This window comes from Klebsiella pasteurii (assembly GCF_018139045.1).
GTDB lineage: Bacteria > Pseudomonadota > Gammaproteobacteria > Enterobacterales > Enterobacteriaceae > Klebsiella > Klebsiella grimontii.
This window is the reverse complement of record NZ_CP073236.1, coordinates 1,036,578-1,051,121: the sequence shown is the minus strand read 5'-3', so window position 1 is coordinate 1,051,121 and position 14,544 is coordinate 1,036,578. Positions and strand designations below refer to the sequence as shown.

8 protein-coding genes are annotated in these 14,544 nt (G+C 56.1%); 4 read left to right on the top strand and 4 right to left on the bottom strand.

Translation table 11 applies throughout. The annotated features are described in order from the left end of the window. Positions 1-103: 103 nt before the first annotated feature. Positions 104-2,857 (bottom strand): winged helix-turn-helix domain-containing protein, encoded by a 2,754-nt coding sequence (locus KCG39_RS04970; protein ID WP_338033203.1) that lies wholly within the window; start codon positions 2,855-2,857, stop codon positions 104-106. Positions 2,858-3,099: 242 nt separating this feature from the next. On the opposite strand from KCG39_RS04970, the gene KCG39_RS04965 reads away from it, so the two are divergent. From KCG39_RS04965 to lpdA, 4 genes are read left to right on the top strand one after another with little or no spacing between them, the layout of a single operon-like run. Beyond that, positions 3,100-4,059 (top strand): thiamine pyrophosphate-dependent dehydrogenase E1 component subunit alpha, encoded by a 960-nt coding sequence (locus KCG39_RS04965; protein WP_170100451.1) that lies wholly within the window; start codon positions 3,100-3,102, stop codon positions 4,057-4,059. Positions 4,060-4,070: 11 nt separating this feature from the next. Beyond that, a complete protein-coding gene (locus KCG39_RS04960) occupies positions 4,071-5,090 on the top strand; it encodes an alpha-ketoacid dehydrogenase subunit beta (protein WP_142446541.1) in 1,020 nt (339 codons plus the stop codon). A gap of 3 nt (positions 5,091-5,093) precedes the next feature. Then, on the top strand, positions 5,094-6,623 hold the full coding sequence (locus KCG39_RS04955; protein ID WP_004120456.1) for a 2-oxo acid dehydrogenase subunit E2: 1,530 nt from the start codon (positions 5,094-5,096) through the stop codon (positions 6,621-6,623). Then, positions 6,607-8,004, top strand: a complete 1,398-nt coding sequence (gene lpdA / locus KCG39_RS04950) for a dihydrolipoyl dehydrogenase (protein ID WP_142446540.1) — start codon at positions 6,607-6,609, stop codon at positions 8,002-8,004. The genes KCG39_RS04955 and lpdA overlap by 17 nt, the downstream gene beginning before the upstream one ends. A gap of 43 nt (positions 8,005-8,047) precedes the next feature. Here lpdA and glgX read toward each other — a convergent pair whose 3' ends face one another. From glgX to treZ, 3 genes are read right to left on the bottom strand one after another with little or no spacing between them, the layout of a single operon-like run. Continuing rightward, positions 8,048-10,123 (bottom strand): glycogen debranching protein GlgX, encoded by a 2,076-nt coding sequence (gene glgX, locus KCG39_RS04945; protein ID WP_142446539.1) that lies wholly within the window; start codon positions 10,121-10,123, stop codon positions 8,048-8,050. A 2-nt stretch (positions 10,124-10,125) separates the two neighbouring features. Then, positions 10,126-12,666, bottom strand: a complete 2,541-nt coding sequence (gene treY / locus KCG39_RS04940; protein WP_049123011.1) for a malto-oligosyltrehalose synthase — start codon at positions 12,664-12,666, stop codon at positions 10,126-10,128. Beyond that, positions 12,663-14,450 (bottom strand): malto-oligosyltrehalose trehalohydrolase, encoded by a 1,788-nt coding sequence (gene treZ / locus KCG39_RS04935; RefSeq protein WP_142446538.1) that lies wholly within the window; start codon positions 14,448-14,450, stop codon positions 12,663-12,665. The genes treY and treZ overlap by 4 nt, the downstream gene beginning before the upstream one ends. Between the last annotated feature and the right edge of the window lie 94 nt (positions 14,451-14,544).

Sequence of the window (14,544 nt, the reverse complement as noted above, 5' to 3'; positions counted from 1 at the left end):
ACTCAAAATCAGACAGCCCTCGTCGGGCAGCCCGTAAAAAGTCAGCTAATAGATGCCATTGACATATTCACTTTTTGATTAGATTTGCACATTACTCACATTATTAATCCAGTAACTTCATTTCCAGAGCCCGACTCATGGCTTGCGTACGACTATTGACTTTGAGCTTGGCGTAGATGTTCTTGATGTGCCATTTCACCGTCTCAGTAGAGATAGTCAAAGAGCGAGCGATTTCCTTGTTCATCTGACCATCAGCAATCAGCTGTAATATCTGCTGCTCTCGGTCACTGAGATCCAGGTTAACATCACTATTTTCACGCTGAATCCGCTTGCCTTCAGACTCGCTCCTTTTCACGGGCAAATGGTCATCCCCTTCGCTGGCTGCTGAGGTTTCGCGTACATGGACAAGCAGAAGCTGCAATGCCTCGCCAGCATCAAGAAAAATTCGTTTGAGATGCTGTTGTGCCGCTAATTGCAAGGTGGGCTGCAATGCAGCCACGGCAGCCGCGTTTTCGCCACTATCCCACAAGGATAATGACCATAGCGTACGAAGGCGCGCTGCGGATAGCCGGTCGCCCCGACGCTCCTGCTCAGTCACGAGTTCGCCCAGTAAAAGTCTGGCTTGTGGCGCCTGGCCTGACGCCAGAAGAAGGCGGCTGCGGCTGACGATTGCATGCTGAGCTATTGCGCGTTGACAGGGATTTTCGGCATCAATTGTGGCATGGGCGGCCAGTTGTTCGAGTTGCCGTTGCAGCTGCTCTGCGCCTGGATAATTCGCGCGCTGCAGGCGCACTCTCGCCTGCTCTGCTAACAATAAAGCCTGCGGCCGTTGCCATCCGCGAGACACCGCTAGTCGTTGCGCGTGTTCCAGCAGCCGTTCTGCCTCATGCGGCATATCGTCATTTAAGGCCTGGCGCGCAAGATAGGTATAGCAGCGACTCAAGGCATCGGGTGGACCAAACCGATCGATAAATTCGAGTCTGTCTGCTAACAGCGTATTTAATGAGTCCAGGTTCTTACGTTCGTAAGCTATTTCCGCCAGCAGCGGCGCAAGCGTCGCGCCGCTGGTCGACTGAGGGCCGGTAAAACGCTCAGCCTGGCGCAATGCATTCTCTGCATACCCCCAGGCGTTCTCCAGGTCACCCTGACCAAGATGGCACTGAGTAATGATAAAAGCGCGATAAACCGAGACAAACAGATTGTCGAGCGGGCTTTCCGGGCAAGGCATATGCCGTTGAACCTCAAGAGCGTCGGTATAGCGCTGGTTAACCACGTGGCAGTAGCTCAGAATATTGCAAATGAGGCCATCGACCCAGGTGTCTCCGCAGGGCACTTTAGCCAGCAACGGCTCAACAATCGCCAGGCTTTCCGGGATTTTCTCGGCAAAAGCTTCGCAAATTGCGCGCACGACACGTAATTTGAGCCAGGCGTTGGGGGTTATATCATCACGGTGATTAACGACCATTTGGTCAAGATTATCCAGCAACTGCCTTGATTCATCGAAGCGGAAATAGTGCGCCAGCGCCCAGGCCAAATTGATTTGCAGGTCAATGCGCGAAGGGTCAGTACTTGCGGGTAAGTGATGCATCCAGGAAACCAGGGTATCTATATCCCCTTCTTCCGCCAGTGACTGCGCTCCTGCACCATCCTGCCCGGGGTTATGGATCGGCTTGCCCGCTGCAAGTGCGTGGCGTACCGCTTCGGACCACAATCTCTGTTCAACGAACCAATGACTGGCTAATTCATGTAAATGCTTGAGGTTGATATCGTTGTTCTGCTGCAATATCGTTCGCAGGGTTTCCTGCAAAAGAGGATGGTAGCGAAACCAGCAGCCTTGTTCGTCAAGGGCTGACAAAAAAAGATTGTGCCGCTCAATCCATGCCAGTATCGCTTCACTATCATCACGCCCTGTAACCCCATTACATAACCCGGCATTTAAACGATTAAGAAACGACGTTTTGACAAGAAAATCAAAAATTTCCGCAGGCAATGGGTCAAGTACCACCTCTTTCAGATAACGGGCGATGGCGCGGGTTCCACCACGAATATTGCGCAGCAGATGTTCTGGATCATTGAGCAATTCTGGGGACAACGAAGCGATTTTCATGCCGGCGATCCACCCCTCTGTCGCGGAACGTAGCCGCTGTACATGCTGATTACTGAGTGGTACATCAATCGTCTGGCTGAAATAGTTTCTGGTTTCTTCGAGCGTAAATTGCAGGTCTCGATCATAAATTTCCACCAGCTGGTCCTGCGCCTGAAGCAGGCTCAGGGACAGACTGGGGTGGAAACGGCTGCCAATGATTAGATGCAAGGCGGCAGGAGCATGCTTGAGCAAATATCCCAGGGCTTCATATACACCGGCATCATTGATCATATGGAAGTCATCAACGATCAGATACAGGTCGTGCGGACAGTAATGCAGTTGGTTAATCAACCCGGCCAGCAGCTGTTGCGAACTGGAGGGCGTCTGTTCTTCTATGTTGCGCCAAAAGTCGGCGTCCCAATCGCCATAGAGCGGCCGCAATGCTTGCAGTAGATAAGGAATGAACTGCCATACGCCATCATCATCCTCATCGAGGCTAAGCCAGGCAACGCGTTCGCCCTGGGCAATCATTTGCTGATACCACTGCGCCAACAGGGTGGTTTTGCCAAATCCAGCTCCCGCGCAAACGACACCCAGACGGCGTCGCTGCATGCGATCGAGGAGCAGAAGAAGCCGTGAGCGCTGTAGCAGCCGTATCGAAGAGCGTGGTGGGACGAATTTGGTCAGGATTAGCGGCAAATCTCTCGTCAGCCGCAATGGCCCGGAGACCAGTGAAGTTGCCTGACGACTTTTAAAATCCGATGGCTTCATCCGTAGTTATCTACTCGTATTTTTTTATCAATTGTACGCCAGAGCCCGGGATGAAATGGAACCGTCCCTCTTGATAGATACATAAAATTTATAAAGTTTGACCTCAAGCATGTAAACCCCCTCCTACCCCCCCATGAAGGTGGCTTCGCACCTCCTCGTCGCACTCGTAGATTCATTGCATCGGCGTGGTTAAGGGCTTCCAGCCTGCCCGCCTGACGACCGTTACTGAGGAGAATTAAGTGATGCTTAACAAACAGGCTTTACTCCAGGCTTACCGTAAGATGCGCGAAATCCGGACGTTTGAGGAGCGTTTGCATCAGGAAAACACCAGCGGTGATATTCCGGGCTTCATTCACCTTTATACCGGTGAGGAAGCCATTGCGGTGGGGGTCTGCGAAAATCTGACTAACGCTGATTTTATTGGGTCCACGCACCGTGGACATGGCCACTGTATTGCCAAAGGCTGCGATATTCACGGCATGATGGCTGAAATATTCGGTAAGGACAGCGGATTATGCCGGGGCAAGGGGGGCTCTATGCATATTGCCGATCTGTCGAAAGGTATGCTGGGTGCAAACGCTATTGTGGGTGGTGCCCCTCCGTTAGCCATCGGCGCTGCGCTGACGGCCAAAACCCTTAAGACCGGGAACGTTGGGGTCTCTTTTACTGGTGACGGCGGTTCTAATCAGGGCCTGGTATTTGAAGCCATTAACATGGCAGTCGTGCTGCAACTCCCTGCCATCTTTATTTTCGAGAACAACGGTTATGGCGAAGGAACGGGCCATGACTACGCCGTCGGTGGTCGTGATATCGCCGGGCGCGCCGCGGGCTTCGGTTTACCGGCAGTGACGGTTGATGGCACCGATTTCTTTGCCGTTTACGATGCCACCGCAGAGGCGGTCAAGCGCGCCCGAGAAGGTGGAGGTCCAAGCGTCATTGAGGCCAAAGCTTTCCGCTGGCACGGTCACTTTGAGGGCGATCCGGCGCTTTACCGTGCTGAGGGCGAAGTTCAACGTCTGCGCGAACAACATGATCCGCTGAAGATTTTCACCACCAAGGTCGAACAACACATCTCCCTTGAGGAACTGGCGGCGATCGACGCGGCGGTTGAAGCACTTGTCGATGATGCTGTATTCAAAGCCCGCGCCGCTGCCTACCCGGCTCCGGAAGACCTGCTTACAGACGTTTACGTCTCATACTGAGGGTGATCACAATGCCTATAAAAACCTATCGAGAAGCGGTCAAGGAAGCCCTGGCCCAGGAAATGGAGCACGACGAACGTGTCGTTCTGATTGGTGAAGACTTGCGTGGCGGTCACGGCGGAAATGCGCCCGAAGAAGCAAGGATAGAGGCCTTTGGAGGCGTGCTCGGCGTTACTAAAGGGCTGTGGACGCAGTTCGGCTCCGACCGGGTGATCGACACCCCCATTACGGAGTCGGCGATCGTCGGCATGGCTGCCGGCGCCGCAGCAACGGGTCTGCGGCCGGTGGCAGAGCTGATGTTTATGGATTTTTTCGGTGTTAGCCATGATGCACTGTACAACCAGGCCGCAAAGTTCCGCTATATGTTTGGCGGCAAGGCGAAGGCGCCGCTGGTGATGCGGGGCATGATCGGCGCTGGTTTTTCTGCTGCAGCCCAGCATTCGCAGTCACCCTATAATATTTTTGCGACCACACCGGGGCTCAAGGTGGTCGTGCCATCGACGCCTTATGATGTCAAAGGGCTGCTGATCCAGTCGATTCGCGACGACGATCCGGTGGTGTTCTGCGAGCATAAAATGCTTTATGACCTCAAGGGCGAGGTACCGGACGAGATTTATACCATTCCCCTGGGCGTCGCCAACTATACCCGTGAAGGTGAGGATGTCACCATCATCGCGTTGTCGGCAATGGTACATAAAGCAAACCAGGTCGCCGACAAACTGGCCAGCGAGGGGATCTCGGTGGAGGTGGTCGATCCACGTACAATTTCGCCTCTGGACGAAGAAGGTATTCTGGAATCAGTGGCTTCTACAGGCCGCGTGGTCATTGTCGACGAGTCAGCTGCGCGTTTTGGCTTTGCTCATGATGTCGCCGCGCTGATTGCTTCCCAGGCATTCCATTTCCTCAAAGCGCCTATTGTTCTGGTAACACCACCACACACCCCGGTACCGTTCTCCCCTGCTCTCGAAAAACTCTGGATCCCTGGCGTTGAACGTATCGAAGCTGCCGTCCGTCAAGTGCTGGAGGATTAAGCTATGAGCGATATCAGGACACTTGAAATGCCGAAGTGGGGTCTTTCAATGGAGGAAGGCGTGCTCGCACGGTGGGCCATCCAGGAGGGTGACCGCTTCGCCAAAGGGCAGGAAATCTGTGAAATTGAGACCAGTAAAATCGTCAATGTTCTGGAGGCCCCCTTCGCCGGTACGCTACGGCGGATAATCGCCCGAGTGGGAGATACCCTCCCGGTCGGCGCTGTTTTAGCGTTGGTCGCTGACTCTTCGGTAAGCGAGGCTGAACTGGATGCCTTCGCGGCCAGTCTGGGCGCGGCGCAGCCAGCAGCTCCTGTCATGCAGACAACCGAGCCTGCTGTAGCGACCGCGGCGCCCTCCTTTGTACCGGCCCCCGCCAATAAGCCTGCGGCATCCATTGGGCTGACCGAGGTACCCATCAGCTTACAAGGCAAAACCGATCCGACTCAGGTGAATGCCACTCCCCATGCGTTACGTCTGTCCGCGCGGTTGGGCGTTGACTTGAAAAAGGTCCACGGTAGCGGGCGCGGCGAGCGTATCTCCGTGGCTGACCTGGAGAGCGCGATCGTTGCCGCAGGCGGCCGCATCGCCTCTCCGCCGCCGCCAGTTCGTTCCGGCAAAGCGCCGCGTTCGCATACCGATGATAGCCAGGTATCGGCAACCCCGTTGGCGCGCCGTCTGGCCAAAAAACTGGGGATCAACCTGCACGACTGCCGCAAAAGCGGTTCACTTGGACGGGTGAGTCGCGATGATGTGCTGGCGGCCGCTTTGCTGCTGGATGGGCTACCCCAGACCGGGGCTCCACAAACCACGTCAGCGACAGCCTTTGAGACGTTGCCGATGTCCAGCATGCGGCGAGCGATCGCTGGTCGTTTGCAAATGTCCAAGCAACATGCACCTCATTTCCGTTTGACCGTCGATCTCGACCTGGATCGACTCTTAGCATTACGTAAGGAAATCAACAGCGAAGTACCCGGCGTCAAGATTTCGGTTAACGATATGCTGGTTAAAGCCTGCGCCATGGCGCTGATAGCCGTGCCGGACGTTAACATACAGTTTGATGAGGCTACCCAGAGCATACGCCGTTTTGCCGATGCCGACATTTCCGTGGCGGTTGCGCTGCCAGACGGGTTAATTACTCCTATCGTACGTTCGGCCAACAGCAGGTCGATAAGCGACATATCAAACGAAGTTCATTCTCTGATAACCAAAGCCCGGGCGGGCATGCTCAAGCCCGAAGAGTTCCAGGGCGGCACCTTTAGCGTGTCAAACCTGGGCATGCTCGGAGTAAGGCAGTTTGACGCCATCATCAACCCACCCCAGGGCGCGATCCTTGCGATTGGCGCAGGTGAGCCCCGAGCGGTAGTTCGCGACGGACAGATCGTCGTCCGCCATCAACTGACCGTATCGCTGTCCTGCGATCACCGGGTCATCGATGGGGCGTCAGGCGCGGCTTTTCTCCAGGCGCTCAAGCGGTTGGTGGAAACACCGACGCTGTTGTTTATCGGGGAGACGAGCTATGCACGACAAATATGATGTACTGATAGTAGGTGGCGGGCCTGGGGGGTATGTCGCCGCCATTCGTGCCGGCCAGCTAGGGCTTCGTACCGCATTAGTGGAGAAGCAGCATTTAGGGGGCATCTGCCTGAACTGGGGATGCATTCCAACCAAGGCGCTGCTGCATGGCGCAGAGGTGGCGCACAGTATTGCGCATGCCGATCGGCTGGGTTTTAGTCTCAGCGAGGTGAGTTTCGATCTGCAGAAACTGGTGCAGTTTAGCCGCGCCGTGTCGCAACAGCTTACCGGAGGTGTCGAGTACCTGTTGAAGAAAAATGGCGTGACGGTCATAGCCGGCACCGCCCGGCTGCGTGGTAAGGGGCAAGTCACGGTCGCCGATCCCCAGGGGGAAGAGCGCGACTATCGCGCTGATCATGTGATCCTTGCGACTGGCGCCCGGCCGCGAGCGTTGCCAGGAGTAGAGCCAGATGGCGAGCGAATCTGGACCTATTTCGAGGCCCTGCAGCCTGAGCGCTTACCGGAGTCTCTATTAATTATCGGGTCAGGGGCCATCGGAGTGGAGTTCGCCAGCCTTTATAACGATCTTGGCAGCAAAGTGACGCTGCTCGAACAAGCCGCGCAGATTCTGCCCCTTGAAGACGCCGAAGTATCCGCTACCGTGCGTAAATCGTTCGAACGACGCGGTATACACGTCCATAGCCAAACTCTGCTGACGCAGGTAAAGCGCACCGATACGGGCGTGCGCTGCGCCCTGAAAACCACCGGCGCCGAACAGACCCTGGAAGTCGAACATGTGCTGTTGGCAGCGGGCGTACAGCCTAATGTGGAAGGCCTGGGGCTGGAAGCGCTGGGAGTCGAGTTGGACCGCGGGTTTATCAAGACGGATGCCGCCTGCCGAACCAACGTCTTTGGGCTCTATGCTATCGGCGATGTGGCCGGCCCGCCGTGTCTGGCGCACAAAGCCAGCCACGAAGGCATGATCTGCGTCGAGGCGCTGGCTGGTATCGAAGGCATACGCCCTCTTAACCGCGACTACGTGCCCGGTTGTACCTATGCCCGTCCGCAGGTTGCCAGCCTGGGCTTGACAGAGGCGAAGGCTCGCGAGACGGGACGGCCGATCAAGATTGGTAAGTTCGCGTATCAGGGGAATGGTAAGGCGCTGGCCAGCGGTGAGACGGAGGGTTTTGTTAAGACTATTTTCGACGCCGAAACCGGCGAACTGCTGGGCGCGCATATGGTTGGCGAGCAGGTCACTGAACAGATCCAGGGTTTTGGTATCGCGCATCATCTGGAGGCCACAGATGAGAGTCTCTTATCGATGATCTTTGCTCATCCCACGCTTTCTGAAGCCATGCATGAATCCATCCTTGCTGCCAGTGGTCATCCGCTGCATCAATAATGACAATACAAACCCGGCATTCAACGCCGGGTTTATCTGTACGCTAAGGCCGTCTGAATAGCGCAATGCTGCGCCCGGCCAGAATAAAATTAATCGCTTCCGTAATAGTGACGCCGTCACTTTTCTCTTCAGCGGTCGACAGCTCAAGAACCCAGCCGCCTTCGCCGAACTGCGGTATCTGGAACGCAACATCGCCCTCAAAGGGATTGAAGAGTATCAGAACGTCGTGCCAGATCCCTTTCTCCTCTTCGAGGTCGGGTCGACTGATGGCAAGGCCTAACGTTGACCCTTCATCCCACTGCTCAGATTGCTGCAAGCCGCCGCCGGCGTTAAACCAGCGTATCTCGAGCCCATCGCGCCAGCTTTCACGCCGTAAAAGCGGTTGTTCCACGCGTAGCGCAATCAGGCGCTGGGTGAAATGGCGTAATGCGTGGTCATCTTCGGACAGCGCTTCCCAGTTGATCCATGAAATCTCGCTGTCCTGACAGTAGCCATTATTATTTCCCTGCTGCGTACGGCCAAATTCGTCCCCGGCCAGTAGCATCGGGGTGCCGTGGGAGAACAATAGCGTGGTGAGGAAGTTACGCTTCTGGCGTTCGCGGACCGCGACGATAGCCTGATTTTCCGTCGGCCCTTCCTCGCCATAATTGCAGGAACGGTTATCATTGTGCCCGTCGTTATTATCCTCACCGTTGGCTTCATTATGCTTCTCGTTATACGAAACCAGATCGTTTAACGTGAAGCCGTCATGAGCGGTAATAAAATTGACGCTGGCCCACGGGCGGCGGCCGCGTAAATCGTACAGATCCCCCGATCCCAGCAAACGGGCGGCAAAATCGGTAGATACGTTATCTCCCTTCCAGTATTCCCGCACCGTATCGCGGTATTTGTCGTTCCACTCGCCCCAGCCTGGCGGAAAACCGCCAACCTGATAGCCGCCGGGGCCGATATCCCAGGGCTCGCCGATCAGTTTAAGTTTTGCCAGCACGGGATCCTGGGTTATGGCGTCAAAAAAACCGCCTCGCGGATCGAACCCTTCCGGTTCACGGCCGAGAATAGTTCCAAGATCAAAACGAAAGCCGTCAACGTGCATGGACTGAGCCCAATAGCGTAGCGAATCCATCACCATCTGCAGCACCCGGGGATGGGACGTATTCACCGTATTTCCCGTCCCCGTATCATTGATGTAATAACGATGCCGATCCGGCATCGTCCGGTAGTAGGAGAAATTATCGATGCCCTTAAATGAGAGCGTCGGGCCCAGCTCATTTCCCTCCGCGGTATGGTTGTAAACCACGTCAAGGATTACCTCAATACCGGCATCATGAAAAGCGCGCACCATATTGCGGAATCCGGCAATACCTGCGGGCCCATAGTAACGGGACGCGGGGGCAAAGAAGCCCAGCGTATTGTAACCCCAGAAGTTTTTTAGTCCCCTGTCAAGCAGATGCTGGTCATCGGGAAACCAGTGAACGGGCAGCAGCTCAACGGAAGTGATGCCGAGGCTCTTGATATACTCGACGGAGGCCTGATGCCCAAGCCCCTCGAATGTGCCGCGCAGCTCGGGGGGGAGCGCCGGATTAAGCTGGGTAAACCCTTTCACATGCGTTTCGTAAATCACCGTATTCGGCCAGTGAATGTCGGGGCGATTTTCCCCCTGCCAGTCGAACGCATCCGGGTCGACAACCTTACATTTTGGCGTAAAAGGCGCGCTATCGCGGGTATCAAAGCTGAGGTCTTTCTCCTCATGGCCCAGCTCGTAACCGAAATGCGCCTCGTTCCACGCGATATCGCCTGCCAGCTCCCGCGCGTAGGGATCGATAAGCAGTTTATTTGGGTTAAAGCGATGCCCGTTTTCCGGATCGTACGGGCCGTAAACCCGATAACCATATAACGCCCCAGGCTGAAGATCGGGCACGTAGCCGTGCCAGATTTCGTGCGTATATTCCGGCAGTTCCAGCCGGGCTATTTCCGTTTTCCCTGAAGGATCAAACAGGCACAGCTCAACCCGTTCAGCGTGCGCGGAGAAGAGCGCGAAGTTAACGCCTTTTCCGTCAAAATTAGCCCCCAGCTGCTGGCTGTCACCGGGCCGTATTTCAAAAGCTTTTTCCTTGCGCATCGTTATTCTCCCCGTTGCTCATCGCTAATAAGCGTCAACAACCACCCGGAAGTTGACGCCAGATCTAGGGACGTTTCCACCAGGCGGCTCTCGCCGCTTAACACATCGCGAAAACATTTCCCGGCCAGATCGTCTGGTATTGTTACCGCAGTATTGCCCCATAACCTTGCGGAAGATTCCGCCAATCCGTGCGCCGCAACGTCAAACGCCAGGCGAGGAACCACCACGATCAGGGCCTCCTCTCCGCTGATGCGCGCGTAGGCAATAAGATTATCCTCCCTCTCCCCGGAGACTTTTAATGGTACCCAGTCACCATAATGGAAGAGCGCTGAATGCCGCTGTCTCAATCGGAGAAAAGAAACGGTAACGTACTGTTTCAGGCGCCCGTCTCGCCAGGCGGATTCGCGGGTGAACAGATCCGCATTCCGGGTATGAAGGTTTTGCGCAAGGACGGCGAAATCGGGTTCACGTCGGTTATCCGGATCGACAAGGCTGAAGTTCAGCGCCTCGCTCCCCTGATAAATGTCCGGCACGCCGGGCGCGGTCAGTTTTATCACCGTCTGGCTGAGGCTGTTTACCAGTCCGGCACGGATAAAAGGCTGTAAGGCGGTGTGAAAATCGTTGAGAAAACGCGAATTATCCGCAGAAAATAGCTGCTGCGCATAATTAAGCACCACGCTTTCATAGCTTTCATTGCTGTCGATCCAGTCGGTTCTCTGCTTGGCCTCGCGCAGCGCTTTTTCCATAAAAGCGAGAAAACGCGCTTCGAGCGATTTCAGCCCTTCGGCATCGTCCGGCAACAGCGTTGCAGGCCATGCGCCCGCCAGCGCCTGATAGATCATCCACGTATCCGCCGCGTTCGGCGCCGTGCCGTCGTTCAAAAAACGCACCTGGGTTTGATTCATCTGACGCCAGCGCGCTAGGTTTTCCCCCCACAGCTGCGGGGCTTCCGTTAAGGTATAAAGCCGGGCGCGCGCATCTTCCCCGCGTTTCGTATCGTGCGTCGATGTCCCCAGCAGCGCATCGGGCTGGCGGGCAAGACGGATGCGCATCTCCTGATGAAAGCGAGACAAAGAGAAGGCGCGAGGCGTAGGATCGGCTCCAACTTCATTCAGCGCCAGGTCGAGGTTATGGCGAAAGAACAGCGTATCCTCGACCGATTTCGCCATTAACGGCCCGGTGAGCTGCTGAAAACGGGTCCTGAAGTGTGAAGCGATGTCGAGGCAGCTCTCCTGCAGATTGCCGGTCAGGATAGCGATAATAACGTTAAGCGCGTTGGCATCGGGGCGGTTTTCTTCGGCGTTCACCTGGTCAACCACCCGGTTTAACAGCGTAATATCGCCTGCGGTCAGCCCTTCGGCGGTGCCGTAGGTACGATAGACCGGGAAGGCCAGCAGCAGTTCGCGCAGGGCGTGGCGCAGCGCGTCGCTCTCGACCGCCATGCCGTTACGCTGCGCCAGTTCGCGAGCCAGGTTCAATAAGGTGGTAAATTCCCCCTCAAAATTGCGATCCGCCATCAGGCCTTTCGCCTCGCGCAGCGCTTTGCGGCGATCCACCGTTCCGCCGAGCGCGTCGTCATGCACCTGCTGCAGCTGGTCGAGGTTATTGTCATCCACCAGTACTTCCGCCAGCGAAGCGATAAACTCATACCCTGTGGTGCCGGACACCGGCCAGTCGGCGGGCAGCTGTTCGCCCTTCGCAAGGATTTTTTCCACCGTAATGTAGCACTCTGGCCCGGTTGCCTGGCGCAGTCGCTGCAGATACCCCAGCGGGTCGGCAAGGCCATCGATATGGTCAATACGCAGACCATCGACGATGCCGGAATGCACCAGTTCAAGGATAAGTCGATGGGTGTCGTCAAATACCGCAGGGTCTTCAACCCTGACGCCAATCAGGCCGGTAATTTCAAAAAAACGCCGCCAGGAGAGCTGCCTGGGCGCTTCCCGCCAGGACATCAGCCGCCAGCTTTGCGCCTCATGCAGCGCCAGAATGGCATCGCGTTCAGGGGATGTTAGTAGTTGCTCACCTGTCGCCAGGGTTTGAGGATTCAGGGGCCAGGCCTGATCGTAGTAGATGAACGCCGGTTTCCCGGTTTCAGGGTCGCGTTTCAGTGCGAGCGCCCCGCTCTCCAGCTCCGCCTCAAAGGTATCTCCCAGAAACGGCAGCGTAACGGGACGCGTCCAGTCAATGTCGAAATAATTCGCCCAGTGGCTGTTCTTGCCCTGCTCGATAACGTCCCGCCACCAGCGATTCTCCAGCGAGGTCGCCATATGGTTAGGCACAATATCCAGGATTAGACCAATTTGCGCATTTCGCAGCGCCTTTACCATCCGGTCAAACCCTTCGCGGCCCCCTATGGCCGGGTCGATCTCGTTAGGATCGGTAATATCATAGCCATGGGTGGAGCCGGTGGTAGCCGTAAATATCGGCGAGGCGTAAAGATGGCTGATACCGAGCCCCTGAAGATAGGGGGCCAGCGCCGCCGCGCGATCGAAAGTCATGCCGTTACGGAACTGAATACGATAAGTCGCAGAAGGGATCATACTGAGGCTTCTCCATGTGCAAAACGGACAACAATACTGTTTGGCATTAATGCCTCCTGCTGTTCCGGCCAGCTAAAAATGACCTCGCCGGGTATTGCCGGCAGCGCAAGCGGCTCCTCGCCGATATTCAGCGCCACAGAGAGCGTCCCGCCGGCAAATTGCCAGCTAACGGCCAGCGCCTGTGGTTCCGTGTGCAGGATCTTGCCCTCGACGGCGCCCCCTGCCGCCAACAGCGGGACGATATAGCGATGGCGCAGCAAGATGAGGTTGCGCGTGAAGCGCAGCCAGGATTTCCCCTCCTCGCTTGCCGCCTTCTGCCAGTCGAGCTTAGAACGGATAAAGGTCCGGGGATCGTTCGGGTCCGGGACGGATTCGTCATGTCCCGCGTGTCCGGCAAACTCTTTCGCCCGCCCTTCCCGTACCGCCTTCGCGAGGGAACCCTGAAAATCGGTAAAGAACAAAAAGGGATTGGTCTCGCCGAACTCCTCGCCCATAAACAGCAAAGGAATATGCGGAGACAGAAGCAACGCGGCAAGCAAAACGCGCGTTTTCCCGGCGCCGGCAAGGGAGATCAACCTTTCCCCCTGCGCACGGTTCCCGGTCTGATCGTGATTCTGAATAAAGTCGACAAAAAACTGCGGCGGTTGCGCTGCGCAGGACACGCCGCGGGGCTTCCCGGTTTGCGCAGAAATCTCACCCTGGTAGACAAATCCCTCGGCCAACGCCCTTGCGAGCTTACTGGCGGGCTGATGCGCAAAATCCTGATAATAGGCGTGCGTCTCGCCGGTGGCGAAAACGTGGGCGGCGTTATGAAAATCATCATTCCACTCGGCGGTAAATAGCGGCGTTTGGCCGTCCTCATCGCGCGGATGGAGGAAAATGACGTTCCGGCTGTCTTCGGTGGTGAGGTGGATATGGCGGTCGGGGATGGCTTTGCGGATATTTTCGGCGATCTCTATCAGCACATGCCTGGCGGAGCGATCTTCAATCTGATCGATGGCATCAAAGCGCAGCCCATCAAGATGGTACTCGGTAAGCCAGAATAGCGGCGCCTCGGTAATATACTGCCGCACGGCCTCGGTTTCATAGGCGATAGCGTTACCCCAGGGGGTCATCCGGTTCTGATGAAAAAAGCCCGGCGACAGCAAAGAGAGATAGTTGCCCTCCGGACCAAAATGGTTGAGAACGATATCGAGAACCACCGAAAGCCCTAACCCGTGAGCGGCGTCAATAAAGGCGTGAAAATCCTCCGGCGCGCCGTACGCGGCGTGCGGAGCGTAAAGTAATACGCCGTCATAACCCCAGCCTCGGGAACCGCCAAACTGGGCAACGGGCATAATCTCTATCTGGGTGATCCCCAACTCTGCCAGATAAGGCAGCTTATCGATGGCGGCCAGAAAGGTGCCTTCTGGCGTAAAGGTGCCCGGATGGAGTTCATAGATGACGGTTTCTTCCCATGGCCGCCCTTGCCAGCCATCGTTAACCGGCTGAAAAAGCCTGGGGTCGATAACCACCGAGGGACCGTTAACATCATCGCGCTGCGCGCGCGTGGCCGGATCGGGAATACGCCTGCCGTCGGCTAAAAGGAACATATATTCATCGCCATGCTTTACGCCGGGGACGTCAATCTGGAACCAGCCCTCACCCGCGGCTTCCATCGGTATATCCCGCGTCTTCAGGCTCAGCATCATTCTCTTTTGACCTTCAGCCCAGAGGCGAAAACGGACAGTGTCAGCGGCAATAAACTCCGCCCCCCAATGCTTGTGAAACGATATGGATTCCATTCAATGTCCTCAGGCGACTTATTCAGATAACGCGGCACGAAATATAAGATTAGACCAGGATGCGCCAAGTGCGCTGGTGGCGTTAAGTGTATTA